The sequence below is a fragment of the Stutzerimonas nitrititolerans genome, assembly GCF_003696285.1.
GTDB lineage: Bacteria > Pseudomonadota > Gammaproteobacteria > Pseudomonadales > Pseudomonadaceae > Stutzerimonas > Stutzerimonas nitrititolerans.
Genome location: NZ_RFFL01000003.1, coordinates 34,388 through 54,153 on the forward strand (window position 1 = coordinate 34,388; position 19,766 = coordinate 54,153).

Annotated in this window: 18 protein-coding genes; 13 read left to right on the forward strand and 5 right to left on the reverse strand. The window is 61.7% G+C overall.

Features of this window, described 5'->3' with window-relative positions:
• Positions 1-33: 33 nt before the first annotated feature.
• From rraA to EA795_RS04175, 6 genes are all read left to right on the forward strand, one after another.
• Positions 34-522: a ribonuclease E activity regulator RraA gene (gene rraA, locus EA795_RS04150; RefSeq protein WP_014853062.1), complete on the forward strand. Its 489-nt coding sequence runs from the start codon at positions 34-36 to the stop codon at positions 520-522.
• A gap of 64 nt (positions 523-586) precedes the next feature.
• On the forward strand, positions 587-1,582 hold the full coding sequence (locus tag EA795_RS04155; protein ID WP_115027731.1) for a zinc transporter ZntB: 996 nt from the start codon (positions 587-589) through the stop codon (positions 1,580-1,582).
• A 55-nt stretch (positions 1,583-1,637) separates the two neighbouring features.
• On the forward strand, positions 1,638-1,883 hold the full coding sequence (locus EA795_RS04160; RefSeq protein WP_115027732.1) for a CrfX protein: 246 nt from the start codon (positions 1,638-1,640) through the stop codon (positions 1,881-1,883).
• Between the two features lie 2 nt (positions 1,884-1,885).
• Positions 1,886-2,716: a mechanosensitive ion channel family protein gene (locus tag EA795_RS04165; protein ID WP_014853059.1), complete on the forward strand. Its 831-nt coding sequence runs from the start codon at positions 1,886-1,888 to the stop codon at positions 2,714-2,716.
• A gap of 99 nt (positions 2,717-2,815) precedes the next feature.
• Entirely contained in the window at positions 2,816-3,382 is a 567-nt protein-coding gene (gene sigX, locus EA795_RS04170; protein WP_170910331.1) for an RNA polymerase sigma factor SigX, read from the forward strand.
• Between the two features lie 99 nt (positions 3,383-3,481).
• Positions 3,482-4,468 carry an OmpA family protein gene (locus tag EA795_RS04175; protein WP_014853057.1) on the forward strand — a complete coding sequence of 329 codons (987 nt, stop codon included), beginning with the start codon at positions 3,482-3,484 and terminating at the stop codon, positions 4,466-4,468.
• A 190-nt stretch (positions 4,469-4,658) separates the two neighbouring features.
• On the opposite strand, the gene acnB is transcribed toward EA795_RS04175, so the two are convergent.
• Positions 4,659-7,268, reverse strand: a complete 2,610-nt coding sequence (gene acnB / locus EA795_RS04180; RefSeq protein ID WP_014853056.1) for a bifunctional aconitate hydratase 2/2-methylisocitrate dehydratase — start codon at positions 7,266-7,268, stop codon at positions 4,659-4,661.
• Between the two features lie 542 nt (positions 7,269-7,810).
• Between acnB and EA795_RS04185 the strand changes: the two genes are divergently transcribed.
• The gene (locus EA795_RS04185) at positions 7,811-8,278 is read left to right on the forward strand and encodes a DUF1289 domain-containing protein (protein WP_115027734.1); all 468 of its coding nucleotides are present in this window, start codon (positions 7,811-7,813) and stop codon (positions 8,276-8,278) included.
• Between the two features lie 42 nt (positions 8,279-8,320).
• On the opposite strand, the gene EA795_RS04190 is transcribed toward EA795_RS04185, so the two are convergent.
• Positions 8,321-9,184 (reverse strand): universal stress protein, encoded by an 864-nt coding sequence (locus tag EA795_RS04190; protein ID WP_122075728.1) that lies wholly within the window; start codon positions 9,182-9,184, stop codon positions 8,321-8,323.
• A gap of 171 nt (positions 9,185-9,355) precedes the next feature.
• Between EA795_RS04190 and EA795_RS04195 the strand changes: the two genes are divergently transcribed.
• Positions 9,356-9,961, forward strand: a complete 606-nt coding sequence (locus tag EA795_RS04195) for a MiaE family protein (protein WP_058076782.1) — start codon at positions 9,356-9,358, stop codon at positions 9,959-9,961.
• Here the strand turns inward: EA795_RS04195 and lpxH are convergent, their stop codons facing one another.
• Together lpxH and EA795_RS04205 are read right to left on the reverse strand one after the other, a co-directional pair.
• Positions 9,962-10,684 carry a UDP-2,3-diacylglucosamine diphosphatase gene (gene lpxH / locus EA795_RS04200; RefSeq protein WP_122075730.1) on the reverse strand — a complete coding sequence of 241 codons (723 nt, stop codon included), beginning with the start codon at positions 10,682-10,684 and terminating at the stop codon, positions 9,962-9,964.
• A gap of 6 nt (positions 10,685-10,690) precedes the next feature.
• A complete protein-coding gene (locus EA795_RS04205) occupies positions 10,691-11,185 on the reverse strand; it encodes a peptidylprolyl isomerase (RefSeq protein WP_014853051.1) in 495 nt (164 codons plus the stop codon).
• A gap of 196 nt (positions 11,186-11,381) precedes the next feature.
• On the opposite strand from EA795_RS04205, the gene EA795_RS04210 reads away from it, so the two are divergent.
• Both EA795_RS04210 and cysS read left to right on the forward strand, forming a co-directional pair.
• Positions 11,382-13,049 carry a glutamine--tRNA ligase/YqeY domain fusion protein gene (locus EA795_RS04210; protein ID WP_122075732.1) on the forward strand — a complete coding sequence of 556 codons (1,668 nt, stop codon included), beginning with the start codon at positions 11,382-11,384 and terminating at the stop codon, positions 13,047-13,049.
• Between the two features lie 147 nt (positions 13,050-13,196).
• Positions 13,197-14,579 carry a cysteine--tRNA ligase gene (cysS, locus tag EA795_RS04215; RefSeq protein WP_122075733.1) on the forward strand — a complete coding sequence of 461 codons (1,383 nt, stop codon included), beginning with the start codon at positions 13,197-13,199 and terminating at the stop codon, positions 14,577-14,579.
• Between the two features lie 49 nt (positions 14,580-14,628).
• On the opposite strand, the gene EA795_RS04220 is transcribed toward cysS, so the two are convergent.
• Positions 14,629-16,476, reverse strand: coding sequence for a sigma-54-dependent Fis family transcriptional regulator (locus EA795_RS04220; RefSeq protein ID WP_122075735.1), 1,848 nt, complete (start codon positions 16,474-16,476; stop codon positions 14,629-14,631).
• 226 nt (positions 16,477-16,702) lie between these two features.
• On the opposite strand from EA795_RS04220, the gene EA795_RS04225 reads away from it, so the two are divergent.
• From EA795_RS04225 to EA795_RS04235, 3 genes are read left to right on the forward strand one after another with little or no spacing between them, the layout of a single operon-like run.
• Positions 16,703-17,797, forward strand: coding sequence for an ABC transporter ATP-binding protein (locus EA795_RS04225; protein WP_058074847.1), 1,095 nt, complete (start codon positions 16,703-16,705; stop codon positions 17,795-17,797).
• Positions 17,797-18,894, forward strand: coding sequence for an ABC transporter ATP-binding protein (locus EA795_RS04230; RefSeq protein WP_058076786.1), 1,098 nt, complete (start codon positions 17,797-17,799; stop codon positions 18,892-18,894). The genes EA795_RS04225 and EA795_RS04230 overlap by 1 nt, the downstream gene beginning before the upstream one ends.
• Positions 18,891-19,757: a carbohydrate ABC transporter permease gene (locus EA795_RS04235; protein WP_058076787.1), complete on the forward strand. Its 867-nt coding sequence runs from the start codon at positions 18,891-18,893 to the stop codon at positions 19,755-19,757. Before EA795_RS04230 ends, EA795_RS04235 begins: the two co-directional genes overlap by 4 nt.
• Positions 19,758-19,766 lie beyond the last annotated feature (9 nt).

Sequence of the window (19,766 nt, forward strand, 5' to 3'; positions counted from 1 at the left end):
GAGACTCGAGACGGTTCTTCAAGGAGATTTCCCATGCAATACGTCACGCCCGATCTGTGCGATGCCTATCCTGACCTGGTGCAGGTGGTCGAGCCGATCTTCAGCAACTTCGGTGGTCGCGATTCCTTTGGCGGCCAGATCGTCACGGTCAAATGCTTCGAGGACAACTCGCTGGTCAAGGAGCAGGTCGAGCTCGATGGCAGCGGCAAGGTGATGGTCGTCGACGGTGGCGGCTCCCTGCGTTGCGCCCTGTTGGGCGACATGCTCGCCGAGAAGGCCGCGCGCAACGGCTGGCAAGGCCTGATCGTCTACGGTTGCATTCGCGACGTGGATATCGTCGCGCAGACCGACCTCGGCGTGCAGGCGCTGGCCAGCCATCCGTTGAAGAGCAACAAGCGTGGGGTCGGCGAGTTGAATATCCCGGTGACCTTCTGCGGCGTGACCTTCCGTCCCGGTGAGTACCTCTATGCCGACAACAATGGCATCGTGGTCTCGCCCGAAGAGTTGAAGATGCCCGAGTGAGGCCGCGCTCATCGGTTGACCAGAGCCCGGCAACGCCGGGCTTTTTGTGGTTCAGGTGGACGAAATGCTGACAGAGGATCAGGGGCAGTCGGGGTTGTTGCACGCCCTGGTGCTGGACGGAAAGGGCGGTGCTCGCCAGCTGGCCCATGCGGATATCCCGTCGCTGGAACTGGCGGAGGGCGAAAGCCTGTGGCTGCATTGGGACAGGAGCCAGCCTCAGGCCGTGGCCTGGTTGCGCGAACACAGCGGTTTGAGCGGTTTTGCCTGCGATGTATTGCTCGAGGAAAACACTCGGCCGCGGCTGCTGCCTTTGGCGGATGACGAGCTTCTGCTGTTTCTGCGAGGCGTGAACCTCAATCCCGATGCCGAGCCGGAGGATATGGTTTCGCTGCGCGTCTTCGTCGATGCGCGGCGGGTGATTTCCCTGCGCCTGCGACCGCTGCGCTCCACGGAGGCGGTGATTCAGCAGCTGGCAGAGGGTGTCGGCCCGAAAACGACGTCCGAGATTCTCATCAGCCTTGCCGAAGCATTGACCGACCGCGTGGACGATCTGGTGGCGGTGCTCGGCGAGAGGCTCGATGAGGAAGAGGATCGCCTGGAAACCGATGCGCGCTATACGCCACCGCAGGACAAACTGCTCATCCTGCGCCGCCAGGCCGCGAGCCTGCGTAGGTTCCTGCTGCCTCAGCGCGAAATATACGGGCAGCTGACGCGTAACCGGTTGCCCTGGTTCGTCGATGACGACACGGATTACTGGAACGAGCTGAGCAACCGCCTGATTCGCTATCTCGAAGAGCTGGAGCTGGTGCGAGAGCGTGCCAACCTGGTGCTGGAGGCGGAAGAGCGACGGATGCGCGAGCGAATGAATCGCACCATGTATCTGCTTGGCATCATCACCGGTTTCTTCCTGCCCATGAGTTTTCTCACGGGGTTACTGGGGATCAATGTCGGGGGTATTCCGGGCTCGGAAAGTCCCTATGGCTTTGCCGCGGCTTGCGTCCTGATCGGCGCGGTGGCTTTTTTCCAGTGGTGGGTATTCCGCCGCCTGAAGTGGATATGAAATGTGACTTTTCCCCGTCGATGCCGTCTAGATTGCACAGTTTAACGAGGTGAACATGGCCGACTCCTTCGAAGAATCCCTCAGGGACATGCTCAGGGCGCAGCCGATGCATGATGACGATGCCTGCCTGGATCGTGTTTTGAAGACTGCCAACCGTCAGGTCGGTGCGGGTGACCTGTTCGGTCTGGGTGGCCGTTGGCTGCAGGCCGTGGCGATCGCCTTCAACAATGGCGCCGGGCATGCCTCGCCCGTATCGCGGCGCCGTGTTTCCCAATCCCTCATTTCCGATAAGGCCGACTGATCATGGAACTCGATCCCTGGAGCCAGAGTTTTTTAGGCGCCATGAGCGCGCTTTGGGCACCCATTGCGGCATTCATCCCTCGTCTGTTTGGCGCGTTGCTCGTCGTCGCGGTCGGTTTCCTGGTCGCCAAGTTGCTGGATACGCTGCTGTCCAAACTGCTGGCCAAGGTCGGGCTGGATCGTCTGGTCGCTGGCACCGGCGTGACCAAGCTGCTCGGGCGTGTCGGTATTCGCGTGCCCATCTCCACGCTGATCGGCAAGATCGTCTATTGGTTCGTGCTGCTGATCTTCCTGGTGTCGGCGGCCGAGTCGCTGGGTCTCGCGCGTGTTTCGGCGACGCTCGATATGCTCGCGCTCTATGTACCCAAGGTGTTCGGTGCCGGAATCATCCTGCTGGTGGGGGTGTTGCTGGCCCAGCTGGTCAGCGGGCTGGTGCGCGGCGCGGCCGAGGGCGTCGGTATCGACTATGCCGGTGGGCTGGCGCGGATTGCCCAGGGCCTGATCATCATCATCAGTATTTCGGTGGCCATCGGGCAGCTTGAGGTCAAGACGGAGCTGCTCAACTATGTGATCGCCATCGGCCTGATTTCCGTGGGGCTGGCAGGCGCCTTGGCGCTCGGGCTGGGTAGCCGTGAGCTGGTAGGGCAGATCCTGGCGGGCATCTACGTGCGCGAGCTGTATGAAGTCGGTCAGCGCGTCAGGCTCGAAGGGCTGGATCTGGAAGGCGAGATCGAAGAAATCGGAACCGCCAAGACCCTGCTGCTGACGGACGAGGGTGAAGTGGTATCGATCGCCAACAGAGTACTGCTGGAACAAAGAGTCGGCAGCCGTTAGACGCGGCAAATCTGATAAAATACGCCGCCTTTATTTTCTGAATGGCGGTCACCCTGGCTGCCGGTTCGAAGCGTCTTGACTAAAACCCATTCGCCCACCATGAGCTATGACCCTCGCCAGCTTTCTGATGAAGAGCTGGCTCAGCGTGCCCATGACGAGCTGTTTCATATCACTCGGGCTTATGAGGAGTTGATGCGGCGTTATCAGCGCACGCTGTTCAATGTGTGCAGCCGATATCTGGGAAACGAACGAGACGCCGACGACGTATGTCAGGAGGTAATGCTCAAAGTCCTGTATGGCTTGAAGAACTTCGAAGGCAAGTCGAAGTTCAAGACCTGGTTGTACAGTATTACCTATAACGAATGTATTACCCAATATCGCAAAGAGCGGCGCAAGCGGCGTTTGCTCGACGCGCTGAGTCTCGATCCGCTTGAAGAAGCGTCCGAGGAAACCTCGCCGAAGGTTGAGGAAAAGACCGGCCTTGAGCACTGGCTGGTGCATGTGAATCAGATTGACCGGGAAATTCTGGTACTTCGTTTCGTGGCCGAATTGGAGTTCCAGGAGATCGCGGACATTATGCATATGGGGCTGAGCGCCACGAAAATGCGTTACAAGCGGGCGCTGGATAAGCTGCGTGAAAAATTCTCTGGAACCATTGAAACTTAACGGTTCAAAGTTGTCGTATTGAAAGCGAACAGCTTGGGCCCACAGACAACCGGTTTCCTTAGATTGTTCTGATATTAATCACCAGATGGGGATTTACGGATGAAAACTAAAAACACCTTGGGCGTTGTAATTGGCTCGATACTGGCCGCCACGTCCGCCGGCGCATTCGCCCAGGGGCAGGGCGCCGTAGAGGTAGAGGCGTTCGGCAAGCACTACTTCTCCGACAGCTCCCGCGACTTCGAAGACGAAGGTGAGCTGTACGGCGCCGGAATCAGCTACTTCCTCACCGACGATGTTTCCCTGGGCCTGTCCTACGGTGAATATCACGACGTGACGACCAACGATCCGGTCGACAACGGTTCCCACAAGAACATCAAGGGCAGCCTCACCGCGCTCGACGCGGTTTACCACTTCGGTCAGCCGGGTGTGGGTCTGCGTCCCTACCTTTCCGCAGGCATGGCTCACCAGAGCATCGGCCAGGCCCGCAGCGGTCGTGACCACAGCACCTTCGCCAACATCGGTGCCGGCCTGAAGTACTACTTCACCGAGAACCTGTTCGCCAAGGCTAGCGTCGACGGCATGCACAACATCGATGCCGGCGACAGCGAGTGGATGGCGGGCGTGGGCGTGGGTCTGAACTTCGGTGGTGGTACTCGCCAGGTCGCTCAGGTCGAGCCGACTCCCGAGCCAGCACCGGCCCCCATCGTCGACACCGAGCCGGAGCCGGAGCCTGAACTGGTCCGTGTCGAGCTGGATGTGAAGTTCGACTTCGACAAGTCCCGCGTACGTGAAGAAAGCTACAGCGACATCAAGAACCTGGCCGACTTCATGCAGCAGTACCCGCAGACCAGCACCACTGTTGAAGGTCACACCGACTCCGTCGGTACCGACCAGTACAACCAGCGTCTGTCCGAGCGTCGTGCCGAAGCTGTTCGCGACGTGCTGGTCAACCAGTACGGCGTGGAAAGCCAGCGCGTCGACTCCGTCGGTTACGGCGAGTCCCGTCCGGTTGCTGACAACAGCACCGAGGAAGGTCGCCAGATCAACCGTCGCGTTGAAGCTGAAGTGGAAGCTCAGGTTCGCTGATTCCTCTGAGCTGCTGAAAGAGAACCCGGCCTGCATTGCAGGCCGGGTTTTTTGTTGTCCGCATTTTTGGGATTCTGTTCGGGGCGGCGTCATTAATCAGGCCGCACAAAAAAAGCCCGTACCGAAAGGTACGGGCTTTTTCTTCTTCATTACAGGGTCACCTGGTCAGGCAACCCCTGTGTTACTTGCCTCAGATCTCTACAACCTGGATCTTGGCCTTCTCCGCGGATTCGCGGAACTCGGCGATCTGGTCGAAGCTCAGGTAGCGATAGACATCGGCAGCCATGGTGTCGATCTCTTTCGCGTACTGCATGTACTCCTCGACGGTCGGCAGCTTGCCGATGATCGAAGCGACCGATGCCAGTTCGGCAGAAGCCAGGTACACGTTGGTCGCATCGCCCAGACGGTTCGGGAAGTTACGGGTCGAGGTGGAGACTACGGTCGAACCGGTCTGTACGCGGGCCTGGTTACCCATGCACAGCGAGCAGCCCGGCATTTCCATGCGCGCACCGGCCTTGCCGTAGATGCCGTAGTAGCCTTCCTCGGTCAGCTGGTGGGCGTCCATCTTGGTCGGCGGAGCCAGCCACAGACGGGTCGGAATGCCACCCTTGACCTTGTCCAGCAGCTTGCCGGCGGCGCGGAAGTGACCGATGTTGGTCATGCACGAACCGATGAAGACTTCGTCGATCTTCTCGCCGGCAACGGTGGAGAGCAGGCGGGCGTCGTCCGGGTCGTTCGGGGCGCACAGAACCGGTTCCTTGACGTCGGCCAGATCGATTTCGATCACGGCGGCGTACTCGGCGTCCTTGTCGGCTTCCAGCAGGTGCGGCTTGGCCAGCCAGGCTTCCATCGCCTGGGCACGACGCTCCAGAGTGCGAGGGTCGCCGTAGCCTTCGCTGATCATCCAGCGCAGCAGGGTGATGTTGGAGCGCAGGTACTCGGCAATCGCCTCTTCCGGCAGCTTGATGGTGCAGCCGGCAGCGGAACGTTCGGCGGAGGCGTCGGACAGCTCGAAAGCCTGCTCGACGGTCAGGCCGCTCAGACCTTCGATCTCGAGAATGCGGCCGGAGAAGATGTTCTTCTTGCCTTTCTTCTCGACGGTCAGCAGGCCTTCCTGGATGGCGTAGTAGGGGATGGCATGAACCAGGTCACGCAGCGTGATGCCAGGCTGCATTTCGCCCTTGAAGCGCACCAGTACCGATTCCGGCATGTCCAGTGGCATGACGCCGGTGGCTGCAGCGAAGGCAACCAGGCCGGAACCGGCCGGGAAGGAAATGCCCATCGGGAAGCGGGTGTGCGAGTCGCCACCGGTACCGACGGTGTCGGGCAGCAGCATGCGGTTCAGCCAGCTGTGGATGATGCCGTCGCCCGGACGCAGGGACACGCCGCCACGGTTCTGGATGAAGTCCGGCAGGGTGTGATGGGTGGTGACGTCGATCGGTTTCGGATAAGCGGCGGTGTGGCAGAAGGACTGCATCACCAGATCGGCGGAGAAGCCCAGGCACGCCAGGTCCTTCAGTTCGTCGCGGGTCATCGGGCCAGTGGTGTCCTGGGAGCCGACGGTAGTCATCTTGGGTTCGCAGTAGGTGCCTGGACGGATGCCCTGGCCTTCCGGCAGGCCGCAGGCACGACCGACCATCTTCTGCGCCAGGGTGAAGCCCTTGCCGCTGTCGGCCGGTGCTTCCGGCTTCTTGAACAGGGTGGACGGAGCCAGGCCCAGCTCGGCACGTGCCTTCTCGGTCAGGCCGCGACCGATGATCAGCGGAATGCGGCCGCCGGCGCGTACTTCGTCGAGCAGAACGTCGGTCTTCAGCGCGAAGGTGGTGACCAGCTCATCGCTGCCGTGGCGGCGAACTTCGCCCTTGTAGGGATACACGTCGATGACGTCGCCCATGGCCAGGTCGGTGCAGTCGAATTCGATCGGCAGGGCGCCGGCATCTTCCATGGTGTTGTAGAAGATCGGGGCGATCTTGGTGCCGAAGCAGAAACCACCGGCGCGCTTGTTCGGTACGTTCGGGATGTCGTCGCCGAAGAACCACAGCACCGAGTTGGTGGCGGATTTGCGCGAGGAGCCGGTGCCGACCACGTCTCCCACGTAGGCGACCGGGAAGCCCTTGGCTTTCAGTTCTTCCATCTGCTTGATGGGGCCGACCGAGCCCGGAACGTCCGGGTTGATGCCGTCACGGGCCATCTTCAGCATGGCCAGGGCGTGCAGCGGGATGTCAGGGCGCGACCAGGCATCCGGGGCCGGGGACAGGTCGTCGGTGTTGGTTTCGCCGGTGACCTTGAATACGGACAGGGTGATCTTCTCGGCCAGCGCCGGACGGTTCTGGAACCACTCGCCATCGGCCCAGGACTGCAGGACGGCTTTGGCGTTGGCATTGCCGGCCTTGGCTTTTTCGGCGACATCGTGGAAGGCGTCGAACATCAGCAGGGTGTGCTTGAGCTGTTCGGCGGTCACGCTTGCCAGTTCGGCATCGTCCAGCAGTTCGACCAGGGTGGCGATGTTGTAGCCGCCCTGCATGGTGCCCAGCAGTTCAACGGCGCGTTGCTTGCTGATCAGCGGGGAAGTGGTTTCGCCCTTGGCGATGGCGGAGAGGAAGCCGGCCTTTACGTAGGCGGCTTCGTCGACGCCTGCGGGCACGCGGTTGGTGATCAGATCAACCAGAAAGGCTTCTTCGCCGGCTGGCGGGTTTTTCAGCAGCTCGACCAGGCCTGCGGTCTGTTCGGCGTTCAGCGGCTGGGGCACGACGCCCTGGGCGGCACGCTCTTCTACGTGTTTGCGATAGGCTTCAAGCACAGTTTTTACCCTCATCATTGGTCCCTTGGGTGTTTCGGGACGCGCATCCGGAAGCTGTTTTCAAAGTTTTACGCCGGCTGAGGGTGGTTGTACGGAGAAGGGGCCGTACAACCAACTGACAGACCGCTGAAAAATGACTGCGCATGATTTGTGGCCTCGAAATCCGGCCCCGCAGCACGCCCATCGCAATGGTTGCATGAGGTTGTCCGGGGTTGAATTCGTCCTGTCTGGCCTGCCGCACGCTACATTTTTCAACGACCTGTCGATGACCGGTTCAACTGTGCTCGTGACGCTTTGAAAACAGCTTCATCTGGATCGTGGCGCCGAAAACGGCGGGCCGATTCTACTGGAACGGCCCTGTAAAGTTAAGCCGGACGCCGTGGCGGCCTGGCTCTGTGGTTCGGCGCGACGAATGCCGGATCTCCCACGATGCAGTGTTTATGCGGCCTCCGGGGCTGCTGCGACTAGGGAAGTCCGCGATGCGGGTGACCCGGCTAGGACAAAAGTCTAAGATGCGCGACCGGCTCCCTGGCATCTGTCTCATGTCTGACCAACGCATCAAAACTCCCTGCATAGGACGCTGTTCGACCGTGTACGGCGACCTGGTCTGTCGCGGCTGCAAGCGTTTTCACCATGAGGTGGTGAACTGGAATGTCTACGACGAAGCCGCCAAACGCTCGGTCTGGCAACGTCTGGAGGTGCTCCTGGTGCAGGTGATGGTTGGCAAGCTCGAGGTTTTCGATGCCCCTCGGCTTCGTCAGCAGCTCGAAGCGCGGCAGATCCGCTTCGTTGCCGAGCAGTCGCCCTATTGCTGGGCTTACCAGCTGATCGCGCGCGGCGCGCGTGTCATCCAGCAGCTCGAGGCGTATGGCGTGGCGTTGTTGCCGGAGTTTCGTGAATGGTCGCTGCTACAGCTTCGTGACGCCATCGACCAGGAATACTTCCTGCTCTCGCGGGCTCACTACGATCGATACATCGCACCGGAATTCGTGGTGGGAGAGGCTCGTTGAGAAGGCGCTGCAGGGCTTGCCTTCGCCCTGCAGCTTCTTGAGTCACCGGCGGGACACCAGATCCTCGAGGTGCTCGATGATGTCGTCGGGCTTCAACACCAGAACGTCGCTCTCCAGTGCATCCAGTACGACCTCGGCGGTATTGCCCATGAGCGCACCGGAGAAACCGGAACGCGCCACGGTACCGATGACCGTGACCACGGCGTCGATCCGGCTGCAGACACGAGGAATCAGTGCATCGGCGGGGCCTTCTTCGATATGCAGCTGGGCATCGGGGATGTCGAATTCAGCCTGGAACTGCTTGCAGGCCTCGCGATAGCGCGCCTCGATGGTTTCCTTGAGCTGGAAGGTCGGGTCTGCGGTGGAAAGCATCGGTGAAGGGTGCGCGCTGATGACGTGCAGCTTGCCGCCGGCCAGCGCGGCAATGTCGAAACCGTGATTGACGATGCTCGCATGCAGGGTACGGTGTTCGAGGTCGGCGTTGCCGACGTCCACTGCCGCGAGGATATTGCCGCCGGTCCAGGGACCGTCGGTCTTGACCATCAGGACCGGGCAGGGGCAGTAGCGCAGCAGTTTCCAGTCCTCGGGCGTCAGCAGGGCGCGCTTGAGTGCGTTGTCGGGCACGTGCTGCTTGATCACCAGGCCGCAGCCTTCGGCTTGTTGCACCTGGATGATGGTCTGATGGAGGCTGTCGTGCCAGGCCTGCTGAGAGTTGACGGTATGGCCCTGGTTGCCGAGCTGTTCGCACAGGCTGTCGAGGTGGGCGCCGTGATCCTCCTTGCCGTCGCAGACCAGCAGATGCAGGCGGGACTGGCTGACGCTCGAAATCAGGCGGGCGCGTTTGAGTGCCAGGTCATCGGGCTGTTTTGGGTCGATTACCACCAGGATGCAGCGAATGGCTTGCATGATCGGCTCCGTTTACTGATTTCAGATTGAATGACTATAGACGGACCCGTGCGCTGGATGCGTGACCTATATCAAGCGTGCTATCCGGTTGGTGCGCCAGTCGTATAATGCCGGCGCTCGCGGCGGGGCCTGCTCCGCTTCACTCTCTCTCTTTGATAGCAAGACTTTGCCATGCTCCCCGAACTGAATGAATTTCTTGGCTGCGCCACGCCGCCGGCCTGGGTCGACGCTGCGCTGGCGAATCAGGACGTAATGCTGATCGATCACGGCAACTGCGAGAAGAAAGCCGCTGGCGCGGCCTTTCAGCTGATGTTCCGTTATGTCGACAAGCCGGACCTGCAGAACAAGATGTCGCGTCTGGCGCGAGAAGAGTTGCGGCATTTCGAACAGGTGCTGTCGATCATTCGCAAGCGAGGCATCACGCTGCGCAACGTCGGCTCGTCACGTTATGCCGCCGGCCTGCGCGAACTGGTGCGCAACCACGAGCCCTATCGGCTCACCGATACGCTGGTGATCGGCGCCTTCATCGAGGCGCGTTCATGCGAGCGCTTCGCGATGCTGGTGCCGCATCTGGACGAGGAACTGGGCAAGTTCTATCACGGCTTGCTCAAGTCCGAGGCCCGGCACTTCCAGGATTACCTGAAACTGGCCTATCTCTACGGCGAGGCCGCGGATATAGACGCCACCATCGTCAGGGTGCGCGAGCGTGAGCGAGAACTGATCGAAAGCGCCGACACGGAGTTTCGCTTCCACAGCGGCATTCCCGAAGCGGCCTGATCAGTCGAGATCGAAAGGCGCCTGGTGCAGGCCCGACTCGTCGATCTGCAAGGCCCACCCCTGTCGATCCCAGTCGCCCAGCACGATGCGCCGTGCGGCCTGGCCATCGATCTGTAGCGGATGAGTCGCCGGGCGGTGGGTGTGGCCATGGATCAGAGTGCGGACCCTGTGCTTGCGCAACACCCTGATCACTTCGCCGGGGGTCACGTCGACGATGTCGCTGGCTTTCATCCGCGTTTCTTCCCTGCTGGTCGACCGCAGTCTCTGCGCCAGCTTCTGCCGCCTGGCAAGGGAGAGGTGATGCAGGATGAAAAGGCTGAGCGGATTGCGCAGCAGACGGCGCAGGCGCATGTAGCCTTCGTCCCGGGTGCACAGGCTGTCGCCGTGCATCAGCAATACGCGCTCGCCGCCGAACGTGGCGATGTGCGGGTCGGAAAGCAGCGTGCAGCCGGCCTCTTTGCAGAACGCCTGGCCGATCATGAAGTCGCGGTTGCCATGCATCAGATAGAGGCGGGTTCCGCTTTCGCTCAGGGCGCGCAAGGCCGCGGCGATCTGGTGCTGGTAGGGCGTCATGCCGTCATCGCCGAACCACACCTCGAAAAAGTCGCCGAGAATGTAGAGCGCTTCGGCCTCTGACGCGCGCGTCTCGAGAAAACGGAGAAACGCCCGGGTGATGTCCGGGCGTTGCTCTTCGAGATGCAGATCGGAGATCAGCAGGATCAACGAGGCTTACTCGACGATCTCGGCCTTTTCGATGATGACGTCATCCACCGGAACGTCCTGATGACCGGATTTCATGGTGGTGGAAACGCCCTTGATCTTCTCGACCACGTCCATGCCTTCGACCACTTCACCGAACACTGCATAGCCCCAGCCCTGCACGGTCGGTGCGGTGTGATCCAGGAAATCGTTGTCCTTGACGTTGATGAAGAACTGCGCGGATGCCGAGTGCGGCTCCATGGTACGCGCCATCGCCAGAGTGCCGGTCTTGTTGGAAAGGCCGTTGTTGGCTTCGTTCTTGATGGGCGCGCGGGTGGTCTTCTGCTTCATGCCCGGCTCGAAACCACCGCCCTGGATCATGAAGTTGCTGATCACACGATGGAAGACGGTGCCGTCGTAGTGGCCGCTCTTGACGTATTCCTTGAAGTTGGCCGTGGTTTCCGGCGCCTTGTCTTCGAACAGTTCGACGCTGATGACGCCATGGTTGGTATGCAGCTTGATCATTGGAACAATCCTTATGGGGGAGGGGCGCGACAGGATCACCGCCGCGATTACCGAATGCATGTTGCCCGTGACAGACGCGATCCGGCGGCGGGCGCTTTGCTCTGTCAGGGGGTTGACGGGTCCGCTATGATAGGCGCTTTGATTTGGCCGGCCTACCCTCTCTAGAGCCGCACACTCGCAGATCGTTAAGGACACCATGAGCAAGCCTGAGACTACCGTCGCCACCAATTTTCTCCGCCCGATCGTCCAGGCCGACCTGGATTCGGGCAAGCATGCCAGCATCGTCACGCGCTTTCCGCCCGAGCCCAACGGCTACCTGCACATTGGCCATGCCAAGTCGATCTGCCTGAACTTCGGCCTGGCCAAGGAATTCGGCGGCGTATGCAACCTGCGTTTCGACGACACCAACCCGGCCAAGGAAGACCAGGAATACATCGACGCGATCAAGAGCGACGTGCAGTGGCTGGGCTTCCAGTGGGCCGGTGAAGAGCGCTATGCCTCCGACTATTTCGACCAGTTGCATGCATGGGCCATCCACCTGATCGAGGCGGGCAAGGCCTACGTCTGCGACCTGACGCCCGAGCAGGCGCGTGAATACCGCGGCAGCCTGACCGAACCGGGCCAGAACAGCCCGTTCCGCGAGCGTTCCGCCGAAGAGAACCTGGATCTGTTTGCACGCATGAAGGCCGGCGAATTCCCCGACGGCGCTCGTGCGCTGCGGGCGAAGATCGACATGGCTTCGCCGAACATGAACCTGCGCGACCCGATCCTGTACCGCATCCGTCACGCCCATCATCACCAGACCGGCGACAAGTGGTGCATCTACCCCAGCTATGACTTCACCCATGGCCAGTCGGACGCCATCGAGGGCATCACTCACTCGATCTGCACCCTGGAGTTCGAGGACCATCGTCCGCTCTACGAATGGTTCCTGGACAACCTGCCGGTGCCGGCCAAACCGCGCCAATACGAATTCGCCCGTCTCAACCTGAACTACACCATCACCAGCAAGCGCAAGCTCAAGCAACTGGTCGACGAGAAGCACGTGAGTGGCTGGGACGATCCACGCATGTCGACGCTGTCGGGCTTCCGTCGCCGCGGCTATACGCCGGCGTCGATCCGCAACTTCTGCGACATGATCGGTGTGAACCGCGCTGGCGGCGTGGTGGATATCGGCATGCTGGAATTCGCCATCCGAGAGGATCTGGATGCCAACGCGGCGCGGGCCATGTGCGTACTCAAGCCGCTGAAGGTGGTGATCACCAACTACCCGGAAGGCCAGGTTGAAAACCTCGAATTGCCGCGTCATCCCAAGCAGGACATGGGTGTGCGCGTCTTGCCGTTCAGCCGCGAGATCTATATCGATGCCAGCGACTTCGAAGAAGTCCCGCCGGCCGGCTTCAAGCGCCTGATTCCTGGTGGCGAAGTGCGCCTGCGCGGCAGCTACGTGATCCGCGCCGACGAGGCGGTGAAGGATGAACAAGGCAATATCGTCGAGCTGCGCTGCAGCTATGACGAGAACACCCTGGGCAGGAACCCCGAGGGCCGCAAGGTCAAGGGCGTGATCCACTGGGTGCCGGCTGCCGAGAGCGTCGAGTGCGAGGTGCGCCTGTACGACCGTCTGTTCCGCTCCGCCAATCCTGAGAAGGACGAGGAGGGCGGCAGCTTCCTCGACAACATCAACCCCGGATCGCTGGTGGTGCTCACCGGTTGCCGCGTCGAGCCGTCGCTGGCCAATGTCGTCTCGGAAGAGCGCTTCCAGTTCGAGCGCGAAGGCTACTTCGTTGCCGACCTGAAGGATTCGCAGCCCGGCAAGCCGGTGTTCAACCGTACCGTCACCCTGCGCGACTCCTGGGGGCAATAACGGCTGTCAAATTGCTGCGCTCGATCATGCTGTGTTGAAGCGGGGTTCGGAATGCTCATGTACTGCAGTACATTCCGCTTCCTCACCCCGCTTCGCCTTGCCTGATCTTCGCTCGCTGCTTTGAAAGCCGTTCTTGAGGAATTAGAGATGCTTTCCATCTACAACACCCTGAGCAAGACCAAGGAAGCCTTCCAGCCGCTGGAAGGCAACCAGGTGCGCATGTATGTGTGCGGCATGACCGTCTATGACTTCTGCCACATCGGCCATGCACGAGTGATGGTGGCCTTCGACGTAGTCACCCGCTGGCTGCGCCAGCGCGGCTACGACGTCACCTACGTGCGCAACATCACCGATATCGACGACAAGATCATTCGGCGTGCCAATGAAAACGGCGAGCCGTTCGAGGCGCTGGTGGAGCGCATGATCGCCGCCATGCACGAGGACGAGGCGCGCCTCAACGTACTGCGCCCGGACGTCGAGCCGCGCGCTACGCAGCATATCGACGGTATGTTCGCGATGATCCAGACCCTGATCGACAAGGGTTACGCCTATGCGCCGGGTAATGGCGACGTCTACTACCGCGTCGGCAAGTTCGTCGGCTACGGCAAGCTTTCGCGGCGCAGGATCGAGGACCTGAAGATCGGCGCACGCATCGAGGTCGACGAGGCCAAGGAAGACCCGCTGGATTTCGTTCTGTGGAAAGCCGCCAAGCCGGGCGAGCCCAGCTGGCAGTCGCCCTGGGGCGCCGGGCGGCCGGGCTGGCACATCGAATGCTCGGTGATGTCCACCTGCTGCCTGGGCGAGACCTTCGATATCCATGGCGGCGGCCCGGATCTGGTGTTCCCCCACCACGAGAACGAGATCGCCCAGAGTGAGGCGGCCACCGGCAAGCAGTACGCCAATGCCTGGATGCACGCCGGTGCGGTGCGTGTGGACGGCGAGAAGATGTCCAAGTCCCTGGGTAACTTCTTCACCATTCGCGAGGTGCTGGAAAAGTATCAGCCCGAAGTGGTGCGCTATCTGCTGGTGTCCAGCCATTACCGCAGCCCGATCAACTATTCCGAAGACAGTCTCAAGGAAGCCAAGGGCGCGCTGGAGCGCTTCTACACCGCGCTCAGGGGCTTGCCCGAGGTGGCCGCGGCCGGTGGCGAAAGTTTCGTCGAGCGCTTCGGCGCGGCGATGGATGATGACTTCAACTCACCGGAAGCCTGCGCGGTGCTGTTCGACATGGCACGCGAGATCAACCGTCTGCGCGAGGCTGATCCACAGGCCGCTGCGGCGCTGGCTGCGCGCCTGAAGGAGTTGGCTGGCGTGCTCGGCGTGCTGCAGATGAGTCCGGATGCCTTCCTGCAAGCCGGCGCCGAAGGCAAGGTCGATGCTGCCGAGGTCGAGGCCTTGATCGCGGCGCGCCTGCAGGCCCGCGCCGAGAAGAACTGGGCCGAGTCGGATCGTATCCGCGATCAGCTGACCGCCATGGGCGTGGTGCTGGAAGACGGCAAAGGTGGCACTACCTGGCGCTTGGCTGAATAAACAGCGTTGCTCGAACTCCCGCGAGCTGACGCGCGCTTGGCGTGTGTAGTCAGCCGGGAACGAGTCCTTCGGCCCGCAAGCGTTTGTAGAGCGTGTTGCGGCTGACACCCAGGCGACGCGCCAGGTGGGAAATATTGCCGCGACATGCCTCGAACTGGACATGCAATGGCTGATTGTCCGGGGCTGGTGCATATGCCGGGGCGCTGCGGCAGTCTTTGCCTGGCGCCGGTTCGAGATCGAGCAGGAAGTCCTGGGGCAGATGCTCGATGCGTATCTGTTGCTCGTCGGCCAGCGCCAGGGCCACCTGAGTCACGCTGCTCAGCTGGCGGATATTGCCTGGCCAGGGGTGACGCTCGAACAACCGCTGCACTTCCGTGCTCAGTCCGGCCCACTGGTGCGGCTCGCGGTGCTGTTCCCAGACTCGCTGGAACAGTGCGCGCTTGTCGGTACGCAGGCGTAGTGGTGGCAGTTCTACGGCGAGACCGTTGACTCGATAGTAGAGATCCTGGCGAAAGCGGCCGCTCTCGACCTCCTGGCGCAATGAGCGGTTGGTCGCGCAGATCAGGCGAAAGTCCACCGGATAGGCTTCGCCTCCGCCCAGCGGCTGCACGCAGCGATCCTGCAGGACACGCAGCAGGCGCGCCTGCAGGTTGAGCGGCATGTCGCCAATCTCGTCGAGAAACAGAATGCCCTTGTCGGCCTTGCGGATCAGGCCGCTGCTGCCTTTATGGTGGGCGCCGGTGAAGGCGCCTTTCTCGTAACCGAACAGCTCGGACTCGATCAGCTCGCCGGGGATCGCCGCGCAGTTCACGGCGATCAGCGGCGCCTTGGCCCGCGAACTCGCCCCGTGCAACGCCTTGACCAGCACCTCCTTGCCAACGCCGGTTTCGCCGTGGATCAGCACCGGGATGTCCTTTTCCAGCATGCGCTGCGCCTGGCGGACAGCTTGCTGCATGCGCTGATCGCCCTGGTCCAGGCTGCTCAGGTCGAGCAGCGGCGCTTTGCCGGCGCTCTTGCGGAAATCCCTTGGCTGGCTGCGTGGCTTGCACGGGCGACGCATGATGCCGTGGAAGCGTTGGCGGCCCAGGGTGCGCAGCAGCAACGGCAGTTCTTCCGGTTGATTCAGCAGGTGCAGTAGGGGCGCGTCGAACAGGCGCTCGATGCTCATCTGCGAAAGGCCGATTCCCAGCAGGCTGTCGGCGCGTCGGTTGGCCGATACGATCAGGCCGGCCTCGTCGAAGATCACCAGCCCCGCCCATTGGCTGTCGAGGTTGTCCTCGCCGGTGTTGAAGATCAGCTGAAAGTAATCGTCCTGGAACAGGTTGAGGATCAGCCGGTTCTCCACCGACTGACTCATCATCTTCACCATGCCCAGGGTATGGGAGGGCGGCAGGTAGCTGTCGCTGGAAACGTCGAGTACACCGATAAGCTGGCGAGAAGCGTCGTAGATCGGCGAGGCCGCGCCCGAGAGGTAGCGGTTGGCCTTGAGAAAGTGTTCGTCGCGCTGGATATGCACCGCCTGCCCGCTGGCCAGAGCGGTGCCGATGGCGTTGGTTCCGCTATCGCGTTCCACCCAGCTGGCGCCTGGCATGAAGCCTGCCCGTTGCCCTGGGTCGACGAAGCGGCGATCGCCCCAGGACTGCAGCAGCTGCCCCTGGCTGTCGGCCAGCAGAATCAGACAGTTCGAATTCGAAAGAATGTTTTCGTAATAGGGCAGTACCTCGCGCTGGGTGGTCTGCACCAGCGCCTGCTGGCCCTGCAGCAGTTCGCTGACGTCCGGCTCAGCGGCGCGGTGAAAGCTGGGCGTGCTGTGCTGGGTCAGTCCGTAGCCTTCGCAACGGGACCAGGAGTCGCGAACGAGCTGATCGTGAGGCACGGCCTTGGCGAAATCGACCATGGTGGGAATTACCTTTGCGCGCAGGTTCTTGTCGTTGTCTGCCGCGCCGGAATGCCGTGGCGCCTTGAACAGTCTTGTTCATATCTGTTCAGTGTCAATGTTCAAAACTGTTCAGATTCGCAAGTAAACGCTCACTCGAATCAGCGTGAGCAGCGTGCCAGAGCCTGCCGGCGGAGCTGGCACGCTTGTCGCTACATGGCGGACATAACAAGCATAAGGACGCGTCATGTCGCTCACGCTGGATCATGTTCGCCGGGTCGAGAACAAGCAGCTGTACATCGACGATGCCTGTCTGACCTTCGAGCCAGGCTCGTTCAACGTGCTGGTCGGCCGTACGCTCTCTGGCAAGACTTCGCTGATGCGGCTGATGGCCGGGCTGGACAAGCCGAGCAGCGGCCGGGTGCTGATGAACGGTGTGGATGTCACCGATGTACCGGTACGCAAGCGCAACATTTCCATGGTGTACCAGCAGTTCATCAACTACCCGACCCTGAGCGTTTACGAAAACATCGCCTCGCCGCTGCGCCAAGCCGGTGTCGGCAAGGCCGAGATAGAGCGCAGGGTGCGGGAAACGGCCGAGATGCTGCACATCGAGGGGTTGCTGCAGCGCTACCCGCTGGAGCTTTCCGGTGGTCAGCAACAGCGTACGGCGATGGCCCGCGCGCTGGTCAAGGATGCCGATCTGGTGCTGTTCGACGAACCCCTGGTCAATCTCGACTACAAGCTGCGCGAAGAGCTGCGCCAGGAAATGCGCGAGCTGTTCCGCACGCGTCGCAGTATCGCGGTATACGCCACCACGGAGCCCAACGAGGCATTGGCGCTGGGCGGCACCACCACCGTTCTGCATGAAGGGCGGGTAATTCAGAGCGGGCCGACCACGGAGGTCTACCATCGGCCGCAGCAGGTGCTGGCCGCCGAGCTGTTCTCCGAGCCGCCGATCAACCTGCTGGGCGGACGCATCGCCGATAGCGAGGTGAGCTTCGAGGATTGCCTGCATTTCCCGCTGAATGCGGACCTGCGGCGGCTTGGCAGCGGCGACTACCGGTTCGGTGTGCGCCCGAGCCATATCGGCCTGGTGCCCTCCAACGATGACGATCTGGAAATTTCGGCAACGGTCGAGCTGGCCGAGATCAGTGGCTCGGAAACCTTTCTCCACGTGCGCAACGCGCATTTCAGCCTGGTTCTGCACCTGCAGGGTGTGCACGACTACGGCGTGGATGAGCCGATTCGGGTGTACGTCCCCACGCATAAGCTGTTCGTCTTCGACGCGCAGGGGCATCTGGTCCAGGCGCCGGAGCGGCGTGTCGGAGGAGGGCGCTGATGGCTGAAATCCGCTTGCAGAACCTGGCTCACAGCTACAGCCGTCATCCTGAAGGCGCGCAGGACTATGCCATCCGCGAGATGAACCATGTCTGGCAGCAGGGCGGGGCCTATGCCTTGCTCGGCCCGTCCGGCTGCGGCAAGTCGACCTTGCTGAACATCATCTCCGGCCTGCTGAGCCCCTCGGAAGGCGAGGTGCTGTTCGACTCCACCGTGGTCAATCAGATGACTCCCGAACAACGCAACATCGCCCAGGTTTTTCAGTTTCCGGTGGTCTACGACACCATGACGGTCTTCGACAACCTGGCCTTTCCCCTGCGCAACCAGAGCATGCAGGAGGCACGGATCACCAGCAAGGTCACCGAGATCGCCGAGGTGCTGGAGCTAGGCCCGCTGCTGCAGCTCAAGGCCCGCAACCTGACCGCCGACGAGAAGCAGAAGGTGTCCATGGGGCGCGGCCTGGTGCGCGACGATGTGTCGGCCATCCTGTTCGACGAGCCGCTGACGGTGATCGACCCGCACCTCAAATGGAAGCTGCGGCGCAAGCTCAAGCAGATTCACGAGCAGTTCAACATCACCATGGTCTACGTCACCCACGACCAGCTGGAGGCCTCGACTTTCGCCGACAAGATCGCCGTGATGCACGGCGGGCAGATCGTCCAGTTCGGCACGCCGCGCGAACTCTTCGAGCGGCCTCGGCATACCTTCGTCGGATTCTTCATCGGCAGCCCCGGCATGAACTTGTTCGAGGTGCAGGGCGAGGCCGCTGGCGTGCGCTTCGGCAACGTGTTCCTGCCTTTGCCCCAGGCGCTGCTCGCACGCCTGCCCGAACTGGCGGGAAAGCGCCTGCAGCTGGGCATTCGTCCGGAATTCGTGCAGGTGAGCGATGCGCCCTGTGCGGGTGCGCTGGCCGCCGAAGTCATCCATGTGGAAGACCTGGGCACCTACAAGATTCTCGACTTTCGACTTGGCGGGCAGACCATGAAGGCTCGTTTGCCCGAGGAGCAGGCGGTCCCACATGAGCGCGCCTGGGTCGGGTTTCCCAGTCAGTGGCTGATGCTCTACGCCGACGACCTGCTGGTGGAGGAGCAGCCATGACCAAGACGCCCAACAATCGCGCCTGGTGGCTGGTGCTGCCGGTATTCGTGCTGGTGGCCTTTAGCGCCGTGGTGCCGATGATGACTGTGGTGAACTATTCGGTACAGGACATCTTCGATTCCTCGACGCGCTTCTTCGTTGGCGCCGACTGGTATCGCCAGGTCCTGCAGGACCCGCGTCTGCACGATTCGCTGCTGCGTCAGTTCATCTTCTCCGCTTGCGTGCTGCTGATCGAGATACCGCTGGGCATCGTCATTGCACTGAGCATGCCCAGAGGCGGGCGCTGGGCCTCGGCATGCCTGATCGTCATGGCGATTCCCTTGCTGATCCCCTGGAACGTCGTCGGCACCATCTGGCAGATCTTTGGTCGCGCGGACATCGGCCTGCTGGGCTGGGCGCTGACCAAGCTGGGCATCAGCTACAACTATGCGTCTAACACCATGGACGCCTGGGTCACGGTACTGGTGATGGACGTCTGGCACTGGACCTCGCTGGTGGCGTTGCTCTGCTACTCGGGGCTGCGGGCGATTCCCGACGTCTATTACCAGGCGGCCCGCATCGACCGCGCTTCGGCCTGGGCAGTGTTCCGCTACATCCAGCTGCCGAAGCTGAAAAGCGTGCTGCTGATCGCGGTGATGCTGCGCTTCATGGACAGCTTCATGATCTACACCGAGCCCTTCGTGCTGACCGGCGGCGGCCCGGGCAATGCCACGACCTTCCTCAGCCAGACGCTGACCAAGATGGCCGTGGGGCAGTTCGACCTGGGCCCGGCAGCGGCGTTCTCGCTGATCTACTTTCTGATCATCCTGCTGGTGTCCTGGCTGTTCTATACCGCCATGACCCGCAACGACCAGACGCGCTGAGGGCCGCAC

Bases quoted from the DNA above. Each gene is read 5' to 3' on its own strand.
- rraA (WP_014853062.1), top strand. From the start codon at position 34: ATGCAATACGTCACGCCCGATCTGTGCGATGCCTATCCTGACCTGGTG.
- EA795_RS04155 (WP_115027731.1), top strand. From the start codon at position 587: ATGCTGACAGAGGATCAGGGGCAGTCGGGGTTGTTGCACGCCCTGGTG.
- EA795_RS04160 (WP_115027732.1), top strand. From the start codon at position 1,638: ATGGCCGACTCCTTCGAAGAATCCCTCAGGGACATGCTCAGGGCGCAG.
- EA795_RS04165 (WP_014853059.1), top strand. From the start codon at position 1,886: ATGGAACTCGATCCCTGGAGCCAGAGTTTTTTAGGCGCCATGAGCGCG.
- sigX (WP_170910331.1), top strand. From the start codon at position 2,816: ATGAGCTATGACCCTCGCCAGCTTTCTGATGAAGAGCTGGCTCAGCGT.
- EA795_RS04175 (WP_014853057.1), top strand. From the start codon at position 3,482: ATGAAAACTAAAAACACCTTGGGCGTTGTAATTGGCTCGATACTGGCC.
- EA795_RS04185 (WP_115027734.1), top strand. From the start codon at position 7,811: ATGTCTGACCAACGCATCAAAACTCCCTGCATAGGACGCTGTTCGACC.
- EA795_RS04190 (WP_122075728.1), bottom strand. From the start codon at position 9,184: ATGCAAGCCATTCGCTGCATCCTGGTGGTAATCGACCCAAAACAGCCC.
- EA795_RS04195 (WP_058076782.1), top strand. From the start codon at position 9,356: ATGCTCCCCGAACTGAATGAATTTCTTGGCTGCGCCACGCCGCCGGCC.
- EA795_RS04205 (WP_014853051.1), bottom strand. From the start codon at position 11,185: ATGATCAAGCTGCATACCAACCATGGCGTCATCAGCGTCGAACTGTTC.
- EA795_RS04210 (WP_122075732.1), top strand. From the start codon at position 11,382: ATGAGCAAGCCTGAGACTACCGTCGCCACCAATTTTCTCCGCCCGATC.
- cysS (WP_122075733.1), top strand. From the start codon at position 13,197: ATGCTTTCCATCTACAACACCCTGAGCAAGACCAAGGAAGCCTTCCAG.
- EA795_RS04220 (WP_122075735.1), bottom strand. From the start codon at position 16,476: ATGGTCGATTTCGCCAAGGCCGTGCCTCACGATCAGCTCGTTCGCGAC.
- EA795_RS04225 (WP_058074847.1), top strand. From the start codon at position 16,703: ATGTCGCTCACGCTGGATCATGTTCGCCGGGTCGAGAACAAGCAGCTG.
- EA795_RS04230 (WP_058076786.1), top strand. From the start codon at position 17,797: ATGGCTGAAATCCGCTTGCAGAACCTGGCTCACAGCTACAGCCGTCAT.
- EA795_RS04235 (WP_058076787.1), top strand. From the start codon at position 18,891: ATGACCAAGACGCCCAACAATCGCGCCTGGTGGCTGGTGCTGCCGGTA.